Here is a 24,856-nt window from a genome sequence, read left to right as displayed (position 1 = left end):
GTTTCATCAAAATTTCATGACTCGTCCCTAGCGTTCGACCACGCACCGTAGTCGAACGAAAGGACGATGAATGTGAAGAAACTCAGGGGGGTCCTGGCGGCGGCCGCACTGGCCGCCGGCCTGATCGGCGTCATGGCGCCGTCGGCCCAGGCCGACCAGGCTCGGTACTACATCCTCGTCGGCGGCACCTGCGACGGGGCCGCGACCGTCTACAACGACGCCTGGTTGCGGGGCGGGATCAAGAAGGTGGTCCACTACCCGGCAGGGGCCGCCGGAGCACCCAACTGCGACCAGACGCCCATGGACCAGAGCGTCGCTCGCGGGCACGAAGAAGCCCGCCGTGTCGTCCAGAGTTCCTTCGACGAGAACCCCGGGGCGGAATTCACCGTCGTCGGCTACTCGCAGGGCGCCCTCGTCGCGAACCTGGTGCTGAACGACATCGCCGACGGGAAGCTGGCCGTGGACAAGTCGCGGTTCCGGGCGAAGATCTTCGCCGACCCGATGCAGCCCGTCGGCCCGCCGGGACGCGGGATCAGCGCGGTACTCCCGGCGGGTACCGGGGCGCCGTCGCCGTTCGGCGGCTACGTGTCCTTCGGGCCCGGCCGCACCGACTTCGGCGGCATCCCGTTCATCCGCTACTGCATCGAAACCGACGGTGTCTGCCACTTCGACACCATCGAGGCGCCTGGCGGGTACTTCGCCCAGCACCTCTGCTACCAGTGGGCCCGGCCCACCGATCACCGCTCGATCATGGAGGACACGATCGCGGACGGCGTGTACACCAACGGATCGCACGCGCTGCCGCGGCAGAACTGCCGCCCTCCGTGGCCTTCGGTGTGACCGGGTGAAGACGGCTGTCACCCGGCGCCCGATAGCCGGGTGACAGCGGTTCGGGCGATGGCCCGCCCACAGTGTCGTGGGCGGGCCATCGTCGAACTACCTGACAGGCAACCCTTCCGGTGCCGGAGCGTGGCCGGTCGGCCGGGCGGTGAACGTGCCCCGGCCCTGGGTCCGGCTGCGCAGCCGTGTCGCGTAGCCGAACAGTTCGGCCAGCGGCACGATCGCGGTGACCACGGTCGTCCCGGCGCGCACCACCGACCCCAGCACCCGGCCTCGCCGTGCGGCGAGGTCGCCGAGCACCACGCCGACGGCGCTTTCGGGCACCGTGACGGTCACTTCGGCGATCGGCTCCAGCAGGGTCATCGCACCGGCGGCCAACGCCGCCCGGAGCGCGAACCGTCCGGCCGCCCGGAAGGCCGGCTCCGACGAGTCCTTCGGATGGGTCGCCCCGTCCGTCAGCGTGACCCGGACGCCGGTCACCGGATGCCCGCCGAGCGGGCCTTCCGCCAGCGCGTCACGGCAACCCGCTTCGACGGCGCGGATGTACTCCCGAGGCACCCGGCCACCGACCACAGTGGACTCGAACTCGAATTCCCCTTCCTCCAGTGGCTCCGTGTCGATGACGACGTGGGCGAACTGCCCAGCACCGCCGTCCTGTTTGACATGCCGGTGGACGAAACCGGACACGCCGCGCGCGACCGTCTCGCGGTAGGCGACCCGTGGCCGGCCGACCCCGACGTCCAGCCCGTGGTCACGCCGGATCTTCTCCACCGCCACCTCCAGGTGCAGTTCGCCCAGTCCCGACAGCAGGGTCTGACCGGTCTCACGATCGGTCCGGACGACCAGCGACGGATCCTCCTCGACCAGCCGTGCCAACGCCGACATCAGCCGTTCCGTGCCGGCTCCCGTCCGCGCCTCGACGGCCACCGACACGACCGGATCGGCCGCGACGGGCGGCTCGAGCAGGAGCGGCGCCGACGGCGTGCACAGCGTCGCGCCGGGACGGACCGTCTTGAGCCCGACCACCGCGACGATGTCGCCCGCGACGGCGCTGTCCACCCTGGTGTGCCGGTCCGCCTGGACCCGCAGGATGCGGCCGACGCGCTCGATACGGCCACCGCCCACGTCCATCACCGCCTCCGAAGTCCGGATCGTGCCCGAATACACCCGCAGGAACGTCAACCGCCCGGTGGCGGTCGAGGTCACCTTGAACGCCAGTGCCGCGAACGGCGCCGACGGATCGGCGGGACGTTCCTCAGCCGTGCCTTCGTACTCGCCACGAACCGGCGGAACGTCCGACGGCGGAGGCAAATACGCCACCACGGCTTCCAGCAACGGCTCCACCCCGCGGTTGCGGTAGGCCGAGCCGCACAGCACCACCACACCGTCGCCGGTCCGGGTGAGCTCGCGCAGCGCCGAGACCAGCGTGCCCGCCGACACCGCCGACGACGCGCAGAACTCCTCCAGCGCGCCCGGATGGGCTTCCGCCACGGCCTCGTCGAGCAGGCGGCGGCGCCGGTTCGCTTCGTCCACAAGGGACTCCGGAATCGGCCCTTCCTCGGCGGTCTCGGCGCCATCGGCCCAGACGAGTGCCCGCATCCGCAGCAGGTCGACGACGCCCACGAAGCCGTCCTCCGCCCCGATCGGCAGCTGGACCACCAGCGGACGCGGATGCAGCCGCTCCCGGATGGACGTCACGGCAGCGTCCAGATCGGCACCCGCGCGGTCGAGTTTGTTGACGAACGCGATCCGCGGCACGCCGTGCCGATCGGCCTGGCGCCACACCGATTCGCTCTGCGGTTCGACCCCGGCGACGCCGTCGAACACCGCGATCGCGCCATCGAGGACCCGGAGCGACCGTTCGACCTCGTCGGCGAAGTCGACGTGGCCGGGGGTGTCGATCAGGTTGACGAGATGGCCGTCCCACGAACAGCTGACGGCGGCGGCGAAGATGGTGATGCCACGGTCTCGCTCCTGGGAATCGAAGTCGGTCACGGTCGTGCCGTCGTGGACCTCACCCCGTTTGTAGGTGGTGCCGGTGACGTACAGGATCCGTTCGGTGAGGGTGGTCTTGCCGGCGTCGACATGGGCGAGGATGCCCAGGTTCCGGACGGCGGACAGGGGGACGCGGTGCGGGTCGGTGCGCATGGCGCGGGCCTTTCGAGATGAACTGGCGGAATCTCCGACGGCGCGATTCGGCGAACGCGGGCAGGCACGTCTCACCGTTGCGGGCAACGGGAAGAAGGCGTGAGAAGGGCGTTCGTCAGCAGGACCGGTACGAGCCGCGCGGCAGGCACCGGATGCGCGGAGACACCAGGATCACCTCGTAGCGAGCCGAGGGGACGACGACGGCGTTGTGATGACGCACGGTCCTGTCCTTCCTCGCCGGGGTGATTTCGTGGCGAGTGTAGCCACTCCGATGTGGACCGCGAACCGGTTTTCCGCGATTTCGGGGGAAACTGGTCGGCGACCGACCAGTTTCCGGCGACGGCGGTGTCCATCCCTTCGAGAGACACCACACGAGGAGGGAACCCGGCATGCGGGTGGACGAACTGCTGACCCTGGCGAAGAGCGGTGACGGCGAGGCGTTCCGTGACCTCGTCGCGCCGTACCGCCGCGAACTGCAGGTGCACTGCTACCGCATCCTGGGCTCGGTGCAGGACGCCGAAGATCTGCTGCAGGAGACGTTGCTGGCCGCGTGGCGCGGGATCGACGCGTACGAGGAACGCGCGTCCATCCGGACCTGGCTGTACCGGATCGCGACCAACCGCTGTCTCAACGCGCTGCGTGCGGGCGGCCGCCGCCCGCACGACCACGCGGCCTACCGACCGGAGGTCCCCTTGCCAGAGCCGACGCGCCGCCGCCCGGAACCCAGCTGGCTGGAGCCGTACCCGGACCTGCTGCTCGCCGAGATCGCCGATCGGGTGCCCGGTCCGGAGGCGCGTTACGAGGCCAGGGAATCGATCTCGCTCGCGTTCCTGGCGGCACTCCAGCGGCTCCCTCCGCGGCAGCGGGCCGTGCTGGTCCTGCGCGATGTCCTCGGGTTCCGCGCCGCCGAAGCGGCGGGAATCCTCGACACCACCGAGAACGCCGTGACCAGCGCGCTGAACCGGGCGCGTTCGGCGCTGGCCGGAGAGATGCCGCCGGGTGAGCGGGAGACCGCTCCCCTGCCCGATTCCCTGCGGGAACGCCGGATCGTCGACGAGTTCACCCGTGCCTTCGAGAACGGCGACGTCGAGGCCATCGTGGCGCTGTTGACCGACGACGCCTGGCTGACCATGCCCCCGCTTCCTTTGGAGTACCAGGGGCCGGAGGCCGTCGGGCATTTTCTGGCGACCGTCGCACTCCGCGATGGCCACCGGTATTCGCTGATCCCGACTCGCGCCAACGGCCAGCCCGCCTTCGGCTGCTACCTCCGCGACCCGAGGACGCCCATCGGTCACGCGCACGGCGTGCTCGTGCTGGAACTCGCGGGCGACCGGGTCACCGCGGTGACCCGGTTCCTCGACAACTCGCTGCTCGCGGCCTTCGGGCTGCCCCGCTCGCTGCGCGGCTGATACCGCACCTTTCCCGCACACGTCCACCTGGCGTGTGCCCTGTCATGCCCGAAAACACTGCCGGCAAGGAGAAATCTTGACCCCCAAACAGGCGTGGGTCCTGGGGCTCGCATCCCTCGCGTCGTTCATGATGGCGCTGGACAGCCAGGTCGTGACGACGGCGCTGGGCACGGTCCGCGAGGATCTGTCGGCGTCGATCGAGCAACTCGAATGGATCGTCAACGCCTACAACCTCAGTTTCGCCGTCCTGCTGCTCACCGGAGCGGCACTCGGTGACCGGTTCGGCCGCCGCCGCATGTTCGTCACCGGCCTCGCCGTGTTCACCCTCGCCTCGGTGGGCTGCGCGGTGTCCTGGGACATCGGCACGCTGATCGTCGCGAGGGCGGTGCAGGGCGCCGGTGCCGCGCTGGTGCTGCCGCTGTCGCTCACCCTGATCAGCGCGATCTTCCCGCCCGAGCGGCGCGGCAAGGCGATGGGGCTCTATCTGGGACTCACCGGGCTGGCGACGTTCAGCGGCCCGTTCATCGGCGGGGTCATCGCCGAAGGGCTGGCGTGGCAGTGGATCTTCTGGCTCAACCTGCCGGTCGGCGTGGCCGCGGTCCTGCTGACGCTCCGGCGCGTCGACGAGAGCACCGGTCCGAGAAACCGGCTCGATCAGGGCGGCGTCGTCCTGGTGACGCTGGGATCGTTCGGCATCGTCTGGGGCCTGGTCCGGGGGAACCTCGCGGGTTGGGGCAGTGCCGAGGTACTGGGCGCGCTGACCCTCGGCGTCGCGCTGGTGATCGCCTTCGTGTGGTGGGAGCGCCGCAGCGAAGCGCCGATGCTGCCGATGCGGTTCTTCCGGCTGAGGGCCTTCTCGACGGCCAACGCGGCGAACTTCTGCGTCTTCGCCTCGCTGTACGGCACGTTGTTCTTCCTGCCCCAGTACTTCCAGACCGCGCAAGGTCTCGGACCGTTCGAGGCGGGACTGCGGATGATGCCATGGACCGCGACCCTGATGATCTGCGCGCCCCTCGCCGGCAAGCTGGCGGACAAGTACAGCGCGCGCACGTTCGTCGCCGCCGGGCTGCTGCTCCAGACGATCGGCATGAGCTGGCTCGTGCTGGTCGCCGAACCCGGCGCCGGCTACGCCATCCTGCTGCCCGGCCTGATCGTCAGCGGTGCCGGCATCACGTCGGCCATGCCCGCCGCACAGCGCTCGGCCGTCGGAGCGGTCCGTCCTGCCGAGATCGGCCAGGCGTCCGGCGCGTTCATGACACTGCGGATCTTCGGGGGTGTCTTCGGGGTGGCGGTGGTGGTCGCCGTCTTCGCCGGTGCCGGAAGCCATCTGTCGCCCGAGGAGTTCGGCAGCGGCTTCACCGCGGCGATGGCCGCTGTCGTCGCGTTCGCCTTCACCGGCATGCTCGTCGCCCTGTGCATGCCCGGCGCCCTGTCCAGTATCGATCGAGGAGGAAATCGATGACCGATCCGAAGACGCGAGCCGAAACACTTCGAGGCCTCCACAGCGGGGAAATGCTCGTGCTGCCGAACGTCTGGGACGCGGCGAGCGCCGAAATCGTGGCAGCGGCGGGTTTCCCCGCGATCGCCACGGCCAGTGCCGCCGTCTCGGCGATGCTCGGCCACCCCGACGGCGAAGGCGCGCCGTGGCATGAGATGTTCGCGGCGGCGGCACGGATCGCCCGCGTGGTCTCGGTGCCGGTCACCGTGGACGCGGAAGCCGGCTATGGCCTGGCGCCGCGGGAATTCGTGGAACGGCTGCTGGAGACGGGAGCCGTCGGCTGCAACCTGGAGGACACCGATCACCGGTCCGGCGGACTGGCCGACGCGGACGAGCACGCCCAGCGGATCGCGGAGATCCGCTCGGCCGCGACCGGCGCCGGGGTGCCGATCGTCGTCAACGCCCGGGTCGACACGTTCCTGGGAGACCGCGGGATCGCGGAGCCCGACAGACTCGCCGAGGCCGTCCGGCGGGGCAGGCTGTACCGGGAGGCCGGTGCCGACTGCGTGTACCCGATCGGGGTCCGGCGCCGGGACGACCTCGCCGCGCTGGTCACCGAGCTCGCGTGCCCGGTGAACGGGAATGTCGGCGAGGAACTGGATCTGGCCGCGCTCCGCGAACTCGGGGTGGCACGGGTGTCGTACGGCCCGCGCTTCTATCGCGCGGCGCTGGAGGGATTCCGTTCCGCGATCGGGAAGCTTGAGGGGTGAGGCATTGCGAAAGCCTCTTTCGCAACCTTGAGGGTTGCGAAAGTGGCATTCGCGTCGTCACTTGCAGAACGCGGTGTCCACAGTGGCCATGACGGCGTTGGAGCCCTTCTCCGCGTCGCCGAAGGTCCCCGGCATCGCGGTCACCGCCAGCCCGACGGCACGGCCGTCTTCCGTGGCCCCACCACGCGTTTCGAACCCGTGGATGTCCCCACCGTGGCCCCAGTACACGCCGCCGCAGCTGAGCGGGTTGCTGGCCAGGCCGAGGCCGTACTTCGTCCCCGGGAACAGGGGTGCGTCGACCGTCTTCCGCATTTCGGCCAGCTGCGCGGCGGGCAGCAGCCTGCCGTCGAGCAGGACCCGGAAGAACTGACCGAGGTCACTGGGCGTCGAGATCAGCTGACCGGCGGCACCGCCCCAGGACGGATCCAGTTCGGTCGCGTCGATCACCTTGCCGGTGGCGGCGTTGCCGATGGCGTACCCGTGCGGGTGCCGCCCCTGGATGGTCTGGTCTCCGACCTGTGGCCAGTAGGTGTTCTTCAAACCCGCCTTCTTGATCACGCGTTCGGTGATCTGCTCCTGGACCGGACGTCCGGTCACCTTCTCGATCACCATGCCCGCCAGCAGGTAGCCGGTGTTGCTGTACTCCCACTTGGCGCCGGGCTCGAACTTCGCCGGATGCCCCAGGGCGGCGGCGAGCAGTTCGTGCGTGGGGAAATACCGGTGCTGCACCTGTTCGAAGTCCAGCAGGCCGAGGTGCTCGGTGTAGTTCGGCAGCCCGCTGGTGTGCTGCAGGAGGTGCCGGATGGTGATCTTGGTGGCGTCGATACCCTCCCCACGCACGATCCCGGGCAGGTACTTCTCGATCGGCGCGTCCAGCTCCACCTTGCCCTCGGCCACCAGTTGCAGGACCGCGACCGCGGTGAAGGTCTTGGTGTTGCTGCCCGCCCGCACCATGCCGTCACGCGGGACCGGGACCTGGCGGTCGATCCGCGACGACCCCGCGACCAGTGACGTCGTCCGCCTGCCATCGCTCACGGAGGCCAGCGCGGCCGGGAACTTCTCCTGACGCACCAACGAGTCGAGGCTCTTCCGCAGCTCCGTTCCCTTGGCCGGGGCCGCGTCCGCCGCCGTCGTCCACCCGGCGCCCAACAGCCCCGCCACCGTCAGGACCACCACACCCTTGCGTACCGTCATTCGCACTCCTTCTCCGACGAGATCGACACCGACAACACTGGCCGAACCGGACACGAAGATCAGGAGTGCAAGCTGCCGAATCCTCGGTGGTGCAGGCGCTACCCCACGAAAATTTTCGACGAGAATTCGTCCCACCATTGTCCGGGCGGGACGCGGCTGGCTAAGGTCAGTTCGGTAAGTGGACTAGACCACCCGAGGCCGGGAGGCGACGATGCCCCTCGACGAACAGCAGACCTGGGCAATGCTGCGAGAGCTGGACGAACCCGGCCACTGGGAGGTGCCGCACGACTTCGACGGACCGGCCGCACGGGCTCGATTCGAGCGGCTGGCCGAACGGCTGGAGCGACAGTTCGGCTGCTCCTGCGAAGTCGACCGTGACGTCCAGGACGCCAGCCACCTCGGCAGGATCGTGATCCCGGCGAACGCGACCGCCGCACTGGACCAGGTGACCGTGACGGTCAGCAACTTCGGCGGTCTCGTCGCGGTGACACTGGGAAATCCGGGTAGCTACGACGAAGACGAGGAACGCGAGTTCTTCCCGGCGCCGGTGCGAAGACGGGTCGAAGACGAACTGGAAGCGCTCGGCTACCTGCCCGTCTCCGAACACCCGCTGTGGACCAAGTACACCGGGATCAGCGGATTCGACGCCCTCTATCCGCCGGATCGGCCACCCTCGTGGTGGGACCGGTTCTTCGACTACCTCTAGACGTTGCTCGGCGCGAGCGCGGCGGCGAGTTGCGCGGCGTTCGGCACACTGACGAGAATCTCGTCGAAGGGGAGCCCGGCGACCTCGCGGTCGACCTCGATCCGCAGCCCAGGCACACCCCTGCGGGCCGACACCAGCTGACGCGTCCCCGTCCCCAGTCCCCAGTAACCCACCTTCAGCACTCCACTGATCAGCGCCCCGGCCCGTCCCCCGCGCGTCCGTCGCAGGGGCGCGTCGACGTGCTCGACGGCCTTGATCGCCGCCGGTGGCACGACCACCTCGTCGCGCCACACGGCCAGCCGCTCCCAGGTCGAGAACCTCACCCGCACCCCGCCGTCGGCGATGTCGATCGTCGCCATCATGACCACCTTTCCGCATAGCCATCTGATGTAGTTGTTATAGCAACTGTATAGCAGATATCCTTACCTGGTGTTGCTGACTCTCGACCTCGACAGCGAGGTTCCGATCTACCAGCAGATCCGCGACCGGATCGTCGAAGCCGTCGCCGACGGCGTGCTCACCGAAGGCAGCACCCTGCCCTCCACCCGGCAGCTCGGCGCCGACCTGGCGATCAACTTCCACACCGTCAACAAGGCCTACGACCTGCTGCGGACACAGGGGTTCATCCGCATCAACCGCAAGACCGGCGCGGTCGTCCGGCGGGACGTGACGTCGGGTCCGGCGGAGGACGGTTACGCGGACGAGTGGCAGGAGCGCCTGCGCACCCTGCTCGCCGAGGCCGTCGCTCTCGGCGTAGGCCCGCGCGAGGTGACGAGCCGATGCGAAGCGGTGTTGGACTCCTTCGCGGTGAGCGCGCGGCGATGATCTGGCCGCACCTGGCCGTTATCGCGTTCACCGCGGCGGCCTTCGGCTCCGCGCCCGCCCTTGCCCGGCCGACACTTCCCTTCGGCGTCCGGATCCCGGCCAGTCGTTCCCGTGAGCCCGTCATCCTCCTCGCTCGCCGTCGCTACAACAGGGGTATCGGCGCGGGTGCGATCGTCGCTTTCGTCGTGGTTCTCTTCGACTGGCTCGCGCCCGAGGTCGTCCTCCTCGCTCTCACTGCCGCCTATTCGCTGCTCGGGGGCCTGGCTCACCGCTCGATCGCCGCCGCGAAACGCGCGGAAGGCTGGTATGCCGGCGCGCGGCAGGCGGTCACCACCGACACCTCGCTGCGCTCGGATCCGGTCCGTCCACAGTGGATCCTGCTGGTGCCCGCCGTGGTACTCGCGGCCGCCACGGCGGTCAGCGGATGGCTCACCGGCGCGGCGGGCTTCTCGATGGTCTTCGCGCAGGTCGCGGTCATCGTGCTGATCTCGCTCATGGCCGTCGCGATCTCACGGGCCAGGCCGGAGATCGACGCCGCACAACCTTCGGTGTCGGCCTCGCGGTACCGGGAGTACTTGCACGGCGTGCTCGCCCTCCTGCTGATCTCGGCGGGCTGCGTGAACGCGACACTGCTCGTCGTCTCGCTTCAGCAGTGGGGTGTCGTCGAGAAAACGGTGCCGGTGACGGTCGTGGCGTACCTTCCCCTCGCCGCCGCGTTCATCGCGTGGCTCGGTTTCACCGTCCGTGCGGGCGACGCCGGGCACCGATTGCGTCCCGGCCGCGACGAACCGGAGACCCGCTACGAACAACGTGACGACGACCGCCACTGGTACGTGGCCGGGATGGTCTACGTGAACCGGAACGATCCGGCGCTGCTGGTGCACCGGCGGGTCGGGACCTATTGGACACTCAATCTCGGGCATCCGGTCGCCTGGCTGGTCCTCGCCGCGGTCGCCGTGGCCGGGGTGCTCACCGGGCTCGGCATCGTCACGCTGCCCGAGAAGGGCGTCTGATCACAGGGCGTTACCCTGAGGCAATGACGTCGCAGAAAACCCCTCAAACGATGAAGCCCGCGACAGCGGCGAAGAAGCTGGGTGTGTACCTGGAGGCGACCCCGGCGGAGTTCCAGGAGGGTGTCGTCTCCCGCGACGAGCTGAACGCGCTGCAGGCCGAGCCGCCGGAGTGGCTGCGGGATCTGCGCCGCAACGGGCCGCATCCGCGTCCGGTCATCGCGGCGAAGCTAGGCGTCTCCATCAGCGGCTTGGCGCGCGGCGGGATCACCGGCGCCCTCACCACCGAAGAGATCGACGCGGTCAAGAGCGAGAACCCCGACTGGCTGCAGCGGGAGCGCGAGACCCAAGCCGAGGTCCGCAAGGAGGAGGCGCGCCTCAAGGCCGCCCGCAGCGAGAGCTAGCCGCGACGACGGGGCTTGCCGCGTTTCCCGCCCTGAGGAGCGCGGCGATTCCCCGACTGCGGTTTCCGGCCGCCGGCCTGGGGACGGTTGCTCTTGGCCGGGGTCTTCTTCACCGGCGCCTGCTTTTCCTGGGCCTGCTGCCGTCCGCGGGTGCTGTTGACCGTCCGGCCGCGGACGATCCCGATGAACTGCTCCATCAGGTCGGTGGTCTCGTCGTCCGGCCAGGACAGCGCGACACCGGACTCCGGAGTGCCGGAGATGGGACGGTAGGTCAGGTCACGCCGATGGTGCAGCCGCGCGAGCGACTGCGGGACGATCAGGAGCCCGACCCCGGCGGCGACCAGCTCGATGGCGTCCGCGGTGGTGGCGGGCCGCTCCAGCGCGGGCTTCCCCGGCGGCGTTTCCCAGTCCAGCGTGTCGTCGAGCGGGTGCAGGACGACCTCGTCGGCGATGTCGTCGACGGAGACCTCGTCCGCGGCGGCGACCAGATGGTCCTTCGGGACGACCACGACCGTCGTCTCGGTGTAGAGCGGGATCGCGTGCAGGCCCTCACGGTCGATCGGGAGCCGCAGCAGGACGGCGTCGACCTCGCGCTCCCGGACCAGCGCGACCGCGTCGGCGGCCGTCGTCTGGACGAGTTCGAGCGGGACGTCGGGCGACCGCTCGTCCCAGATCCGGACCCACTTCGAGGGCGTCACGCCGGGGACGTACGCGAGCTTGAAGGAGGCGGGAGTATCCGGGCCGGTCATGGGGCAAGGTTACCGGGCGTGATCTCGCCGGCCACGGCGCCTGAAGCCGAGGTACATGAAGGCCCCCTTCCTGTACTTAGGCGCAAGGATGGGGGCCTTCATGTACTGGGCTACGGAGCCCAGGCCCCGGAGACCGCCCACGTGACGTCCTGGTCGTACGAGACCGGGTTGTCGAACGGGTGGCCGCCGCCGCTGGTGGCGACGAAGACCTCCTCGGCGTAGTGCCGCACGTTCGTGCCCAGCTCGTTGACCGACGCCAACCGCACGCCGCCGGCACCGGGCTGGGCGCAGAACGTCGCGTCCTTCCGGAACAGGTCGGTGTTGTCGTTCCCGCCCAGCCGCACCCGGAAGTCCGCGTGCCGCAGGAACTGTCCCGGATAGTTGCGCGCCTCCAGCGAGTAGCACGACGGATCCGCGAGACCGCGCCGCACGACGAACGTCGCGTCCGCCTTCAGTAAGGCCGCGCTCCCCGCGTTCACCACATCCGTCCGGGCGAGACCGTCACGGTGCCGCAGGAAGCGGTCCGTGAAGCCGGGCGTGGTCACCTTGAACGAGCGCGCCTGGTCCAGTGGGAGATCCACGCCGCTGCGCCAGAGCGGGACCGACGCTGCCCACGTCGTGTCCGCCGCGAAGCTCGACGGCGTGTCCCACGGGTTCGCCCCGCCGCTGCGCGCGAGATAGACGGTCGCGGCGTAGTGGCGGAGATAGGCACCACGCTGGTTGAACGACTCCAGCGCGGTCCCACCGGCGCCTTCCCGAGCGCAGAAGGTCGCGTCCCCGGCGAACGACGCCGAACCGTCGTTCGCGTCCTTGCGGATCCGCGACGACGCGTGCCGCAGGAAGTGCCCTGGATAGTTCCGCGACTCGAACGACAGGCACGACGCGTCGGCCAGTCCTTGCCGGGCCCAGAACGTCGCGTCCTTCTTGCCGAGATCCGCACTGCCTTCGCCGAGGACGTCGGTGCGGACGAAATCGTCCTGGTGCCTCAGATAGCGATCCGTGTACCCGGCCGTCGTGACCCGCAGCGACACCAGCTCGCCCCGGCCGACCTCGGTGCCCTTGGCGATGGCGAGCACCTTCTGGTTGATCTCGCGCACCCGCGCTTCGGTCATCTTCAGCACGCGACGGTCGTAGGTGTAGAAGCCGTTGACCTCGTTCTCGACGTCGTACGGTTCGGTGTAGACCGACGCGGAAAGCCCCCGGCCGTGCACGAACCGCCCGACCTGCTTGGTGATCTCGACGTACCGGTTCGTCAGCGACGTCTCGTCCGGATACAGCGCGCCGTACGCGAAACCCTTGCCCGGTTCCCATTCGTGCCCCGTGACGCGTCTTCCGAGGCCGCCGTACTCCCCCAGCACCGCGATCCTTCGCGCGTCGGGTTGCCTGGTGCCGGTGGAGACCTGGTACGCGTGGTCGTCGATCACGTCACCGTTGCCCGGATCCGGATCGGACACGCAGCAGTTCGACCCCGAGTTGTGGTTGATCAGCCGGGTGCCGTCGATCGAGCGGACCAGATCCACGATGCGGCCGGCGTCGTACTCACCCCAGCCTTCGTTGAACGGCACCCACTGCACGATCGAGGTGATGCCCTTGTGCTGCTCGATCATCCGCCGCAGCTCGGATTCGTAGTTCGCGTGCCCGTTCGGGACTTCGTCGATCGAGTCGAGTGACGGCATGTCCTGCCAGACCATCAGCCCCAGTTTGTCGGCGTGATAGAACCACCGCGCCGGTTCGACCTTGATGTGCTTGCGGACCATGTTGAAGCCCAGCGCCTTCTGGCGTTCGAGGTCGAACCGCAGCGCCTCGTCGGTCGGCGCGGTGTAGATGCCGTCCGGCCAGTATCCCTGGTCCAATGTGCCCAGCTGGAAGACGAACTTGCCGTTGAGCAGCGGCCGCATCACACCACCGACCATCGCCTTGCCCAGCGAACGCATGCCGAAGTACCCGGTGACGACGTCGCCTCCCGGCAGCCGCACCCGCAGGTCGTAGAGGAACGGGTCGTCGGGAGACCACAGCCGCGCGTTCGGCACCGGGACCCGCAGATGGGACCCGACGCCACCCGTGGCGGTGCCGACCACTTGGCCGCCTGAAAGCACTTCGGCGGTCGCTTGCTGCCCGGGTGTGCCCTGGACGACGAGGTCGAGCGCGCCGCCGGGGACGTCGGGAGTGGTGTCGAGCCGCGTGATGTGCTCGGCCCGGACCGGTTCCAGCCAGACGGTCTGCCAGATCCCCGACGCCGCCGTGTAGAAGATGCCGCTGGGCGACTTGCGCTGCTTCCCGACCGGGTACCGGCTGCCGTCGACCGGCGAGGCGACGCCGACGACGATCTCGTTCTCCCCCGCCTTGAGCGCCGGGGTGATGTCGAACGAGAACGCGTCGAAACCACCGGTGTGGCTCCCGATCGACGTCCCGTTGACCCAGACCTTGGTCTCCCAGGTGACGGCGCCGAAGTTGAGCTTCACCCGGCGACCGTCCCAAGTGGACGGAATGGTGAACGTCCGCCGGTAGAACATGTTGTCCTCATGCCGTTTGATCCCCGAAAGCATCGACTCGATCGGGTAGGGCACGAGTACGTTTTCGCTCAACGGCCTGCCGATCGGCGGCGAATTCAGGTTCGGCGCGCCGGTGAAACCCCAGGTTCCGTTGAGGTTGAGCCATTCCGAGCGCACCAGCTGCGGGCGCGGGTACTCGGGCAGCGCGTTCGACGGCGAGACCTGGTCCGTCCACGGGGTCGGGAGCGGGACAGGAGCGGCTTGGGCGACGGGAACGAGTGTCGTCGCGGCGGCCAGCAGGCCGGTCACGACGCTCAGCGCCCGCACGGTTCTTCGATGCATGCGATCTCCCCTATCTCCGGGCGGTCGTGCGGGCCAGCGACCGCTGCAGCACAACGACCACCAGCAGGAACGCACCGCTGACCACCGACTGGTAGTTGCTGTCGAGAGTTCCTATCTGGTTGATGACGTTCTGGATGACCGTTCGGATGCCCACGCCGATGACCGTTCCGAGAATCGTGCCCATTCCGCCGGTCAGCAGGGTGCCGCCGATGACGACGACGGAGATGGCGTCCAGTTCGAGGCCGACCCCGATCACCGTGACACCGGATTGCAGGTAGGCCGCGGTCAGCGCGCCCGCGAGCCCGGAAAGGACACCGCTCATCACGTAGACGGTGACCTTGGTGCGCGCCACCGGCAGCCCCATCAGCTTCGCGGATTGCTCCGAGCCGCCGGTCGCGAACACCGCTTGCCCGAACCGCGTCCGCCGCAGCAGGAGCCCGCCGACCAGGCACAGCGCCGCCGCGATGAACACCGGATAACCGAACCCGAACAGCGTGCCGCGCCCGAGTTCGACGAACGCCTCGCCCTCCGGGATCTTGTACGTCGTCGCACCCTCGGTGGTGATCGCGAGCAGCAGCCCGCGGGCGAACAGCAGGGACGCGAGCGTGACGATGAACGGCGCCATCCCGGTCTTCGCGACGAGCAACCCGTTGATCAGGCCGATCAGCCCGCACACCGCCAGCGGCAGCAGCAGCGCGACGAGGAAACCCCATTGCGATCCGTAGGCGGCGAGGACCCCGCCGAGCGCGTAGACGGACCCCACGGACAGGTCGATCCCGCCGGTGATGATCACGAACGTCATCCCGAGCGCGATGATCGCGAGGAACGAGCTCTGCAACGCGATGTCGCGCAGGTTGTCCAGGCTGCCGAAGCGCGGGAACAGCAGCCACGCGACGGCGACCATGAGCACCAGCGCGATCGCCGCGCCCTGTTTCTGCAGGACCCCGGTCATGAGCTCGCGCCGCGTGGAGTCCTGGGCGGCCATCGTGGGCGCCGCGGTCATCGGCTGCTCCGTTCCCGTGCGACGTAGACCGCGCCGACGATGATCGCGGCCTGGATCATCTGCGCGGTCGAATCCGGCAGGTTGTGCTTGATGAGCGTGGCGCGGACGAGCTGCATGAGCAGGACACCCATCACCGTGCCGAGGATGCGGACACGGCCGCCGGTCAGCGGGGTGCCGCCGACCACGACCGCGGTGATCGCGGACAGTTCCATCAGCAATCCGGCGTCCGCGGGGTCGCCGGCGCCGAGCCTGGCGGTGGAGAGCACGCCCGCCAGCGCCGCCAGCAGCCCGCAGATCGCGTAGACGCCGATGAGGACGCGGTTGACCGGCAGCCCGGCGAGCACGCTGGCCCGCCGGTTGCCGCCGATCGCGACCAGGCGCCTGCCGAACGCCGTCTTCCCGACCAGCGCCGCCACCAGCACGGCCAGTACGGCCGCGATGAGCACGCTCACCGGGATCCCGAGCACCTCGCCGTTGCCGAGCGCGAGGAAATCCGGATCGTGCAGCTGGATCAACTGGCCGTCGGCGAGTACGAGCGCGAGCCCGCGCCCGCCGACGAGCAAGGCGAGTGTCGCCACGATCGGCTGGATCCCGACTTTGGCGACGAGGACCCCGTTCAGCGTCCCCGCGGCCAGCCCCGCCGCGAGCGCGACCGCCACCGCCGGCAGGGTTCCGGCGCCGAGGTACAGCGGGACGAGCGCGGCGGAGAGCGCCATCACCGCGCCCACCGACAGGTCGACGCCTTCGGTGCCGATCACCAGCGCCATCCCGAGCGCGACCACCAGTACCGGCGCGGCCTGGATGAGTTGCGTCCGGAAGTTGCCGACCGTCAGGAAGTTCGCCGTGAACGCGATGTTGAACAGCACGAGCGCGACGACGGCGACGTACACGCCGTATTCCTGAAGCCACCGCGCCACTCGGGTCCGGTCCACCGTTTTCGCCGTTTCGGTCATGGTGGGCCCCGGTTCCTCCGTTCTCCGCTGCGTACTAGTCATCCGCGCCGCCCGAGGCGATCGCGGCCAGCACGTGGTCCTGGGTCAGCCGCTCCCCCGCGAGTTCCCCGACCACCGCTCCGTCCTTGAGCACTATCAGCCGGTCGGCACCGTCGAGAAGCTCCTCCATCTCCGACGAGATCAGCAGGACGGCGAGCCCTTCTTTCGCGAGTTCGTCGATGAGCGCCTGCACCTCGGCCTTCGCGCCGACGTCGATTCCCCGGGTCGGCTCGTCGAGCAGCAGCACTTTCGGCTCGGTGCAGAGCCAGCGGGCCAGCAGCACCTTTTGCTGATTGCCGCCGGAGAGTTCGGCGACCTTCTGGTCCGGGCTCGACACCTTGATCCGCAGGCGTTTCACGAACGTGTCGACGATCCTGTCCTGCCGGGCCCGGCTGACCAGGCCGAAGCGGGAGAGCTTCGGCAACGCGGCGAGCACGATGTTCTCCCGGACCGAAAGATGCGGGATGATGCCCTCGGTCTTGCGGTCCTCGGCGAGCATGCTCACGCCCGCGCGCATCGCGGCCGCCACATTCCCTTGCGGGACTTGCCTTCCGCCGACGAGCACCGTGCCACCGGAAAGCGGCAGGTCGCCGACGATGGCCCGCGCGGTCTCGGTCCGGCCGGAGCCGAGCAGCCCCGCGAGGCCGACGATCTCGCCGGGTTTGATCTCCACCGAGACACCGCCCAGCCGGTTGCCGCTGGTGAGGTTCTCCGCGCGCAGCACCGGTTCCCGGCCGGCCTCGTGGTCGCCCTCGAAGGCCGTCGCGCCGTGCGAGCGGATGTCGCCGACGCTGCGGCCGAGCATCATCGACACCAGTTCCAGGCGTGGCAGGTCGGCGAGCGGTCCGGTGTGGACCCGCTTGCCGTCCCGCAGCACCGTGACCCGTTCGCAGATCCGGTACAGCTCGTCCATCCGGTGGCTGACGTACACGATCGCGATCCCGCGTTCGTGCAGCCTGCCGATGACCTCGAACAGCGTCTCGACCTCGCGCGACTCCAACGAGGACGTCGGCTCGTCCATGATCACGACGTCGGCGTCGACCGAAACCGCGCGGGCCAGCGCGACCATCTGCTGGGCGCCGACGCTCAGTGTCCCGAGTGGACGGCGGACGTCGGTGTCGATGCCGTAGTCCGCCAGCAAGGCCGCCGCGTCCGAATTCATCCGCGCCCAGTCGACCAGGCCGAACCGCTTCCTCGGCTCGCGGCCGAGGTACACGTTGCTCGCCACGCTCATCAGCGGGATGAGGTTGACCTCCTGATAGATCGTGGAGATCGCGCCCCGTGCGTGGATCGTGCCGGAGTCCGGTTTGTGCACGCCGGTGAGCACCTTGATCAGCGTCGATTTGCCGGCGCCGTTCTCGCCCACCAGCGCGTGCACCTCGCCCGGCCGCAGCGCGAACGACACGTCGTCGAGCGCACGTACCCCGGCGAACGTCTTCGTCACGCCTTCGACCTCGAGAACCGGTTCCATCGTCAGTACGCGTTTCCGAGCTTCTGCGCGGCGTTCGCCGAGTCGTACTGGTCGTCGGAGATCACGACGGTCGGCGGGATCTCCTTACCGGCGGCGAAATCCTGCAGCGTCGAGAAGGCGAGCGGCCCGAAGCGCGGGTTGGATTCGATCACCGCGTTGTAGCTGCCGTCGGCGATGAGCTGGACGGCGTTGCGGGTGCCGTCGATCGAGACGATCTTGACGTCCTTGCCCGGCGTCTTGCCCGCGGCCTTCAGCGCGGTGACGGCGCCGATGCCCATCTCGTCGTTCTCGGCGTAGACCGCGGTGATCTCGGGGTTGCTCTGGATGAGCTGCTCCATCACCGCCTGCCCCTTGGACCGGTCGAATTCACCGGTCTGCTCGGCGACGACCTGGATGCCCGTGGTCGCGGCGATCTCGTCCTTGAAACCCTTGGTGCGATCGGTGGTCACGTTGTTGCCGGACGCGCCGAGCAGGATCGCGACCTTGCCGGTGCCGCCGGTGGCCTTCACCATCTCCTGCGCCGCGCGCTTGCCCTGCTCGACGAAGTTCGAGCCGATGAAGGTCAGGTAGTCGGTGCACGGCTGTGAGGTCACCTTGCGGTCGATCGTGATGACCGGGACCTTCTTGGCCTTCGCCGCGTCGAGGGCGGGCTGCAGGCCGTCGGAGTTCAGCGGGGCGACGATGAGCAGTTGCGCACCCCGGTCCAGCAACGACTTGATGTCGCTGACCTGCTTGTTGAGATCGCTCTGCGCGTTGGTGACCAGGAGTTTGCCGTCCGGGACACCGAGTTTCCTGGCTTCGTCCTTGATGGACTGTGTCTCGGCGATCCGGAACGGGTTCGCCTCCTTCTCCGACTGGGAGAAGCCGATGACCGCGTTCTTCACGTCCACCTGCGGGTAGCCGGTCTTCTCACGGGCGCATCCGGGCCCAGCGGCCTGGTTCGGCGCCGCCGAAGCGGCGGGCCCCGCCCCCGACGGGGCGGATTGCTGGGTCTCACGGCTGGTGCAGGCCGTCAGCGCGAGCGCGAGGCCGGTCACCAGGAGCAGGGTGCGGCGGATGGGCAGGGACATCGATCGCTCCTCGGGGAAGTCGAGCACACGGGTCTGCGGTGACCCATGTCACTCATAGGGACGATGCCAGATTTACATCGTTGGTACAACGTTGTAAATCCGCCGTTCGCGCGGCTAGGCTGTGCCGGATCTGTACCGGAGCACTGTGGAGGGGAGCGAGGGTGGCCACGCTCAAGGACGTCGCCAAGCTTGCGGGCGTCTCGGTCAAGACCGTGTCGAACGTGGTCAACGGCTATGACTTCGTCAAGCCGGAGAACCGCAAACGCGTCGAGGAGGCGCTGGCCTCGACCGGATACCGGCCCAATCTCGGTGCCCGCAACCTCCGCCGCGGGCGCACCGGGTTCCTCGGGCTGATGCTGCCCGAGCTGAGCATCCCGTACTTCGGCGAGCTGGCGGGCCTGGTGCTGCAGGCGGCGCAGGAGCACGAGTGGAACGTCCTCATCGAACAGACCCTCGGCACCAGGGAACGTGAGCGCAACGCACTCTCCGCGCTGGGCCCGCATCTGATCGACGGCGCGATCATCAGCCCGGAAGCGTTGCACACCAACGACTTCGAGGACCTCGCGCCGGGTGTTCCGCTGGTGATGCTCGGCGAGCACGTCGTCGACGTCCCGATAGACCACGTGGGCATCGACAACGTCCAGGCCGCCCGGATCGCGGTGCGGCACCTGATCTCGCTCGGCCGCCGCCGGATCGCCGCCATCGGTGCGCATCCGCAGCGGCACACCGCCGCGCAACGTCTGGAGGGCTACCACTCCGCGCTCGCCGAGGCGGGGCTCGCGCCCATCCCGGAACTGGTCCTGCCCGCCCTTCGGTACCACCGCGCCAACGGCGCCGAAGCGATGGCGCATCTCCTCGCGCTGCCGGAACCACCCGACGCGGTCTTCTGCTTCAACGACCTTCTCGCCATCGGCGCCCTTCGCGCGGCGGCCGAACGCGGCGTCCAGGTCCCGTCGGAGATGGCGATCGTCGGCTTCGACAACAACGAGGAGAGCGCGTACAGCCTGCCGTCCCTGACGACGATCGCGCCGGACAAGGCGGCGATCGCGCGCGCCGCCGTCGATCTGCTGCGCCGGCGAATCGCGGGCGGGAGCGACCTCGAACCCGAGGACGTCCAGACGCCGTTCTCGCTGGAGATCCGGAACAGCACCATCGCTTGACCCCCGCGTTCAGTCCTCTGAATGCGGTAGTTGCGCGTGCAAGGACCGCATTCAGAGGACGAAAAGCGGGAGTCGTGGCATTGTGTGTCCGTGAACCGGGCCCTGGCGGTGCTGACCCTCCTCGCGTACGTGACGTTGCCGCTCGGCTCGGCCAAGTACGAGACGCTCGTGCTGCCGACGCTCCTCACCGGGCTGGTCTACGCGGCGATCGCGATCGCCGGCTTCCCCTGGGTGCAGAAGCACGGACGTGCCTGGGCGATCGCGTACGTCTGCGTTCAGTTACCGCTCGGCTTCACCCTGTTCTCGCTTTCGGGCGCCGCCGTCGGGGCGGTCCTGCTTCTCGTGGTCCTCGTCTGCCACACCGTGTTGCTGCTGCCGCTGCCGGTGGCCTTCGGGGTCGCGGTGGTGATCCCGCTCATCCACCTGCCGATGGCGCCGATGGACGGGCTCCGCGAGGGACTCGGGACGCTGGCGGTCATGGTCTTCGCCGCCGTGGTGACCGAGCTGGTCGTCCGGGAGAAGCGGGCGCGGGAGGAACTGGCCGAGGCGCACGAACGTCTTCGCGACCACGCCGCCCAGGCCGAACAACTCGCGACGATCCAGGAGCGCAACCGGCTCGCGCGCGACATCCACGACGGGCTCGGCCACCACCTCACGGTCGTCCAGATGATGTTGCAGGCGGCCCGCGCGGTGATCGGCACCGGGGACACGGAGCGGGCCGACGGGATGCTCGCCAAGGCACAGGATCAGTCGCGCGAGGCGCTGGCGGAGGTCCGCCGGTCGGTGTCGGCGTTGCGGGAGCCGCGCTCCGAGCCGCTCACGGACGCGTTGCGGACGTTGACGGACGAGGCTTCCGCGGCGGGCGTGCCGACCGGGTTCGAGGTCAAGGGCACCGCGCGGGACACCCGCGCCGACGTGGAGGAGTCGCTGTTCCGGGCGGCTCAGGAGGGACTGACCAACGTGCGCAAGCACGCGCGGGCCAAGGCCGCGACCGTGGTGCTCGACTACGCCGTCGCCGATCGTGTGCGCCTCGAAGTCCGCGACGACGGCCTCGGAATCGCTGCGGATTCCCTGCCGGACAAGGGTTTCGGCCTCATCGGGCTCCGCGAGCGGGTCGCCGGCCTCGGCGGCCGGGTCTCGGTCGACTCCGCCGAAGGGAAGGGCTTGACGCTCACCGTGGAGGTGCCGGGATGACCGTCCGCGTGCTGATCGTCGACGACCAGGCGTTGTTCCGCGAAGCGTTGGCGACCCTGCTGGAAGTCCAGCCGGGAATCGACGTCGTCGGCGAGGCGGCGAACGGTGAGGAGGCCGTGCGGCTCTGCGCCGAACTTCGTCCCGACGTCGCGCTGATGGATCTGCGGATGCCCGTGCTGGACGGGATCGCGGCCACCGCACGGATTCGGGCCGAGCAGCCCGGCGTTCGTGTCCTGGCGCTCACGACGTTCGACGACGACGAGGACGTGTTCGCCGCGTTGCGCGCGGGCGCCGTCGGCTATCTCCTCAAGGACGTCTCGTCGACGCGGCTGGTCGAAGCGCTGGTCGCGGCCGAGCGGGGCGAATCGGTGTTGCAGCCTTCCGTCGCGGCGAAACTCGTCGCGCGAGTGGCCCGGCTGCCCGCCGAAACACCCCGGCCGTTGGTGACACCGCTTTCGGAACGGGAACTGGAGGTCGTCCGGCTCCTGGCTGATGGCCGCAGCAACCGCGAGATCGCCAAGACACTGTTCCTCGCCGAGGGCACGGTGAAGAACCTCGTGACGAGCGTCCTGTCCAAGCTCCAGGTGCGGGACCGCACCCAGGCCGCCCTGCGCGCGAAGGAACTCGGCCTGTTCTGAACGGCGGATCGAACCGGACGTTTCGCGTGACCGGCCGGACGGCACGTGTGATCAGACGGACGACACGCGTGACTGGGGGGACGACACCGTCACGCCGGCAGGTCCGCACGAGTCATCCGCCTGGACACGTATGTCGTCCGTCCGATCACGTGTGTCATCCCTCCAGTCACGCGACACCTCCCGATCGCAGGTACCTGACCACCGGTCACATGACCTCGCACATGACTTCCGGCACCTGCCCTCGTGCCCCGCCGCGGCTGAACATTGCTCCCGTCGCATCGACCGAGGGAGCCGGAAATGAACCACACGACAGAACAGAAGACCCGTAAGCAGGCCGTCCTGCACTTCACCCGCCACGCCGTGGAGATGCTGCTCTCGATGGTGGCCGGGATGATCGTCTTCGAGCCGGTCTGGTCGTTCCTGTGGCCCGGCCTCGCCGGGAACGTGACCGCGAACGCGCTGGTGATGGCGACGAACATGTCGCTCGGCATGGCGCTGTGGATGCGGATCCGGCGCCACGGCTGGGCTCCGATCGCGGAGATGTCGGCCGCGATGTACGTGCCCTATCTGCTGGTCCTGCCGTTCTTCTGGACCGGCCTGATCTCGGGGCCCGCCTTGATGACGGCCGGGCACGTGCTGATGGTGCCCGCGATGCTCGCCGCCATGCTCCGCCGCCGCGCCGAGTACGGAGCCTGACCATGCGATCCTTCGTCCGGGTCACGCTGACCGTGCTGGCGTTCACCGTCGCCGCGCTGGCCCTGCCGGTCACGCTCGGCGCCGTCACACTCAGCGCCAGCTTCGAGAACCGCTACACGCAGAGAACCGACGGGATCGCGCCGCCGCCGGTACACAAGGCACACGACCCCGCCAAGCCGACCGCGGTGGTCGTCGTCGGGAACGAAGGTGCCGTCGTCTCCGACGCGCTCGCACCGTACGAGGTCCTGGCCGCGTCCGGCGCGTTCAACGTCTACACCGTCGCGCCGCTGGCCCGGCCGGTCACCTTGACCGGCGGGCTCGATCTGATCCCGGACCTGGGTTTCGCCGATCTCGACAGACTGCTCTCGGCCGCCGCCCCGGACGTCGTGGTGGTACCCGCGTTGCCGGACCTCGGCGAGCCGACCACGCGGCCGGTGACCGATTGGCTGCGGCGGCAGTCGTCGCGAGGCTCGCTGCTCATGAGCGTCTGCAACGGTTCGGGCGTCCTCGCCTCGGCCGGGCTCCTCGACGGACGGAAGGCCACCGCGCACTGGATCCGCATCGGCGGCTTCGAGGACGAATTCCCCGCGGTGGACTGGATTCGTGGCACGCGCTACGTCGACGACGGGAACATCGTGACCACGGCCGGGATCCTCTCCGGTATCGACGGGGCGCTCCGCGTCACCGAGCGGTTCGCCGGCACCGAAACCGCGCGGAAGGCGGCCGAAGCCGTCGGCTGGACCCACTACTCCCCCGGCTCCAGCCCGCCGATGACACAGAACAGCTTCGAAGCGGCGGACACCGTCGTCGGATTCAACACCGCCTTCCGGTGGGACAAGCCGATGCTGGGGGTCCTGCTGACTTCCGGGATCCGGGAACTCGAACTCGCCGCGGTGTTCGACACCTACGGCCAGTCGCTGGCGGTCGAGACGACGGCCGTCGGTCTCGACGGCGCGCCGATCCTGTCCCGGCACGGACTGACCTTCGCCCCGCGCGGCACGCCGGTGCCGGAAGACCGGCTCGTCGTGCCCGGCGCGGACGCCGCCGCGAGTCACGCCGCCGATCGGTTCTCCGCGCTCTCGCCGGTGTACCTGCACGCCGCGCCAGGATTCCCGTTCGACGCCGTACTCGAAGACCTGGTGCGCACCACGGACACCGCGACCACGCGGTGGACGGCCAGGACCTTGGAGTACGGGACGGAGCATCTCGCGCTGGACGGTGAGGCGTGGCCGTGGACGGTCACGCTGCGCCCGTTCGGGCTGGCCGTCCTCGGCCTGCTCGTGGCCTTCGGTATCCGAGCGCTCTATCGCGTGATCCGGAGGACGTCGCCGACCGGGCGGCGAGGTGTGACGGCACCCGGGAAGCCGTAGCCCAGGCGGAAAACGACCTGCGGGTGCGCGTTCTCGCCGAGCAGTGACCGGAGGACGGCGCGGGCGGACGGGACTTCCATCGGCTGCGAGTAGAACGACGCGCTGAGGCCGAGCGAAGTCGCCGTCAGCAACGCCCGCTGCATCGCCCGCCCGGCCCGAATCTGGGCGAGGGGCCCGTCGGTCGGTGTCGTCAGCACCGCGACGACCGGATCGCGTTCGAACTCCCGGACCTGGTCGCTCTCCCCTTGATGCCGGACGGGCAGCAACCCACCCGAGGGACGCGGTCCGCCCGCGTAGCCCGGGACGCCGTCGTGGCTCCCGCTTTCCCTGGTCCATGCCTGCAGTTCCGCCTGGAAACGATCGTCGAGGGTCTGCATGTGATCCGCCCGCCGGATGAGTCCCGCGACGGCCTCCAGCAGGCCTACCTCGTCGAGCAGGACCAGTTTCGCGCCCTCGTCCCCGGCCGCCCGCCGCACCGCGTACCGGGCCCAGGCGGGGACCGGGGTCGAGGCGAACGGCCGCCGGTTGCTGTACCGCACGCGGATCGACGCCGCCAGGCGCTGCTCGGCCGCGCTCGCCCGGTGCCGGGGCCCGATCCCCACTCTGGCCAGCAGTTCCGGGCGGTCCTTCTCCGGCAAGAACTCCACGTCACAGGACCGCCCCGCGACGGCGATCGCGAGCTCGAGGTTCAGCAGCGCCGCGCCGCAGGACAACCGCGCCTCGCGGCGGTCCGGGTCGCAGACCTCGAGCACGCGATCCTCGTCGAGGACGAGGCCGATGACGTCCGGTCCGACCTCGAAGAGCCACGGCTGCGTGTTGTGGGGTGACGGTGCCCGGACGGCGGCCTCCAGCGCGGCAGTGACGACCGGTGTTTCGGTGAGGATCATCGCGGCTCCCTAGCCGGAGGTGGTCCTCTCACCCTTTCGTCCGGGAAG

Annotated in this window: 23 protein-coding genes; 13 read left to right on the top strand and 10 right to left on the bottom strand. The window is 69.3% G+C overall.

From position 1 onward, the window contains the following. Positions 1-66 precede the first annotated feature (66 nt). Entirely contained in the window at positions 67-840 is a 774-nt protein-coding gene (locus ACIBTM_RS25695; RefSeq protein WP_395879673.1) for a PE-PPE domain-containing protein, read from the top strand. Positions 841-936: 96 nt separating this feature from the next. On the opposite strand, the gene fusA is transcribed toward ACIBTM_RS25695, so the two are convergent. After that, positions 937-2,988 (bottom strand): elongation factor G, encoded by a 2,052-nt coding sequence (gene fusA, locus ACIBTM_RS25690; RefSeq protein WP_395879672.1) that lies wholly within the window; start codon positions 2,986-2,988, stop codon positions 937-939. Positions 2,989-3,377: 389 nt separating this feature from the next. Here fusA and ACIBTM_RS25685 point away from each other — a divergent pair, with 389 nt between their 5' ends. The 3 genes from ACIBTM_RS25685 (at position 3,378) to ACIBTM_RS25675 (ending at position 6,605) form a co-directional block, all read left to right on the top strand. Further along, the gene (locus tag ACIBTM_RS25685) at positions 3,378-4,397 is read left to right on the top strand and encodes a sigma-70 family RNA polymerase sigma factor (RefSeq protein ID WP_395879671.1); all 1,020 of its coding nucleotides are present in this window, start codon (positions 3,378-3,380) and stop codon (positions 4,395-4,397) included. A 76-nt stretch (positions 4,398-4,473) separates the two neighbouring features. Then, complete coding sequence (locus ACIBTM_RS25680; protein ID WP_395879670.1) at positions 4,474-5,859, top strand: MFS transporter; 1,386 nt, start codon at positions 4,474-4,476, stop codon at positions 5,857-5,859. Next, positions 5,856-6,605, top strand: a complete 750-nt coding sequence (locus ACIBTM_RS25675; RefSeq protein WP_395879669.1) for an isocitrate lyase/phosphoenolpyruvate mutase family protein — start codon at positions 5,856-5,858, stop codon at positions 6,603-6,605. Before ACIBTM_RS25680 ends, ACIBTM_RS25675 begins: the two co-directional genes overlap by 4 nt. Positions 6,606-6,662: 57 nt before the next feature. Here the strand turns inward: ACIBTM_RS25675 and ACIBTM_RS25670 are convergent, their stop codons facing one another. After that, positions 6,663-7,799: a serine hydrolase domain-containing protein gene (locus ACIBTM_RS25670; RefSeq protein WP_395879668.1), complete on the bottom strand. Its 1,137-nt coding sequence runs from the start codon at positions 7,797-7,799 to the stop codon at positions 6,663-6,665. Between the two features lie 211 nt (positions 7,800-8,010). Here ACIBTM_RS25670 and ACIBTM_RS25665 point away from each other — a divergent pair, with 211 nt between their 5' ends. Continuing rightward, positions 8,011-8,505, top strand: coding sequence for a hypothetical protein (locus ACIBTM_RS25665; protein ID WP_395879667.1), 495 nt, complete (start codon positions 8,011-8,013; stop codon positions 8,503-8,505). Here ACIBTM_RS25665 and ACIBTM_RS25660 read toward each other — a convergent pair. Further along, positions 8,502-8,864, bottom strand: coding sequence for a hypothetical protein (locus ACIBTM_RS25660; RefSeq protein WP_395879666.1), 363 nt, complete (start codon positions 8,862-8,864; stop codon positions 8,502-8,504). The two genes, ACIBTM_RS25665 and ACIBTM_RS25660, sit on opposite strands and share 4 nt — an antisense overlap. Before the next feature lie 70 nt (positions 8,865-8,934). Here ACIBTM_RS25660 and ACIBTM_RS25655 point away from each other — a divergent pair, with 70 nt between their 5' ends. The 3 genes from ACIBTM_RS25655 to ACIBTM_RS25645 are packed head-to-tail and all read left to right on the top strand — an operon-like array spanning position 8,935 to position 10,744. Continuing rightward, positions 8,935-9,330: a GntR family transcriptional regulator gene (locus ACIBTM_RS25655; RefSeq protein ID WP_395879665.1), complete on the top strand. Its 396-nt coding sequence runs from the start codon at positions 8,935-8,937 to the stop codon at positions 9,328-9,330. Continuing rightward, positions 9,285-10,343, top strand: a complete 1,059-nt coding sequence (locus ACIBTM_RS25650) for a DUF1648 domain-containing protein (RefSeq protein WP_395879664.1) — start codon at positions 9,285-9,287, stop codon at positions 10,341-10,343. The genes ACIBTM_RS25655 and ACIBTM_RS25650 overlap by 46 nt, the downstream gene beginning before the upstream one ends. 23 nt (positions 10,344-10,366) lie before the next feature. Then, a complete protein-coding gene (locus ACIBTM_RS25645; protein ID WP_395879663.1) occupies positions 10,367-10,744 on the top strand; it encodes a DUF5997 family protein in 378 nt (125 codons plus the stop codon). Here ACIBTM_RS25645 and ACIBTM_RS25640 read toward each other — a convergent pair. From ACIBTM_RS25640 to ACIBTM_RS25615, 6 genes are all read right to left on the bottom strand, one after another. Then, complete coding sequence (locus ACIBTM_RS25640) at positions 10,741-11,493, bottom strand: LysR family substrate-binding domain-containing protein (RefSeq protein ID WP_395879662.1); 753 nt, start codon at positions 11,491-11,493, stop codon at positions 10,741-10,743. The genes ACIBTM_RS25645 and ACIBTM_RS25640 overlap by 4 nt on opposite strands. A 110-nt stretch (positions 11,494-11,603) precedes the next feature. Beyond that, entirely contained in the window at positions 11,604-14,327 is a 2,724-nt protein-coding gene (locus ACIBTM_RS25635) for an AbfB domain-containing protein (RefSeq protein ID WP_395879661.1), read from the bottom strand. Positions 14,328-14,337: 10 nt separating this feature from the next. Next, positions 14,338-15,330: an ABC transporter permease gene (locus tag ACIBTM_RS25630; protein ID WP_395879660.1), complete on the bottom strand. Its 993-nt coding sequence runs from the start codon at positions 15,328-15,330 to the stop codon at positions 14,338-14,340. Then, positions 15,327-16,283 carry an ABC transporter permease gene (locus ACIBTM_RS25625; RefSeq protein WP_395879659.1) on the bottom strand — a complete coding sequence of 319 codons (957 nt, stop codon included), beginning with the start codon at positions 16,281-16,283 and terminating at the stop codon, positions 15,327-15,329. The genes ACIBTM_RS25630 and ACIBTM_RS25625 overlap by 4 nt, the downstream gene beginning before the upstream one ends. A gap of 34 nt (positions 16,284-16,317) precedes the next feature. Continuing rightward, a complete protein-coding gene (locus tag ACIBTM_RS25620; RefSeq protein ID WP_395879657.1) occupies positions 16,318-17,793 on the bottom strand; it encodes a sugar ABC transporter ATP-binding protein in 1,476 nt (491 codons plus the stop codon). 2 nt (positions 17,794-17,795) lie between these two features. Then, positions 17,796-18,863 (bottom strand): ABC transporter substrate-binding protein, encoded by a 1,068-nt coding sequence (locus tag ACIBTM_RS25615; RefSeq protein WP_395879656.1) that lies wholly within the window; start codon positions 18,861-18,863, stop codon positions 17,796-17,798. A gap of 161 nt (positions 18,864-19,024) precedes the next feature. Here ACIBTM_RS25615 and ACIBTM_RS25610 point away from each other — a divergent pair, with 161 nt between their 5' ends. From ACIBTM_RS25610 to ACIBTM_RS25590, 5 genes are all read left to right on the top strand, one after another. Continuing rightward, a complete protein-coding gene (locus ACIBTM_RS25610; protein WP_395869208.1) occupies positions 19,025-20,023 on the top strand; it encodes a LacI family DNA-binding transcriptional regulator in 999 nt (332 codons plus the stop codon). Between the two features lie 90 nt (positions 20,024-20,113). Further along, on the top strand, positions 20,114-21,217 hold the full coding sequence (locus ACIBTM_RS25605) for a sensor histidine kinase (RefSeq protein ID WP_395879655.1): 1,104 nt from the start codon (positions 20,114-20,116) through the stop codon (positions 21,215-21,217). Then, positions 21,214-21,855: a response regulator gene (locus ACIBTM_RS25600; protein WP_395879654.1), complete on the top strand. Its 642-nt coding sequence runs from the start codon at positions 21,214-21,216 to the stop codon at positions 21,853-21,855. The genes ACIBTM_RS25605 and ACIBTM_RS25600 overlap by 4 nt, the downstream gene beginning before the upstream one ends. Before the next feature lie 297 nt (positions 21,856-22,152). Beyond that, the gene (locus ACIBTM_RS25595) at positions 22,153-22,551 is read left to right on the top strand and encodes a hypothetical protein (RefSeq protein WP_395879653.1); all 399 of its coding nucleotides are present in this window, start codon (positions 22,153-22,155) and stop codon (positions 22,549-22,551) included. 2 nt (positions 22,552-22,553) lie between these two features. Further along, the gene (locus tag ACIBTM_RS25590; protein WP_395879652.1) at positions 22,554-23,921 is read left to right on the top strand and encodes a DJ-1/PfpI family protein; all 1,368 of its coding nucleotides are present in this window, start codon (positions 22,554-22,556) and stop codon (positions 23,919-23,921) included. Here the strand turns inward: ACIBTM_RS25590 and ACIBTM_RS25585 are convergent. Continuing rightward, entirely contained in the window at positions 23,855-24,808 is a 954-nt protein-coding gene (locus ACIBTM_RS25585; protein WP_395879651.1) for an Acg family FMN-binding oxidoreductase, read from the bottom strand. The two genes, ACIBTM_RS25590 and ACIBTM_RS25585, sit on opposite strands and share 67 nt — an antisense overlap. Positions 24,809-24,856 lie beyond the last annotated feature (48 nt).

It is taken from the genome of Amycolatopsis sp. NPDC049868 (assembly GCF_044461365.1).
GTDB lineage: Bacteria > Actinomycetota > Actinomycetes > Mycobacteriales > Pseudonocardiaceae > Amycolatopsis.
The sequence above is the reverse complement of the archived record's forward strand: the minus strand, read 5'-3'. Positions and strand labels throughout refer to the sequence as shown.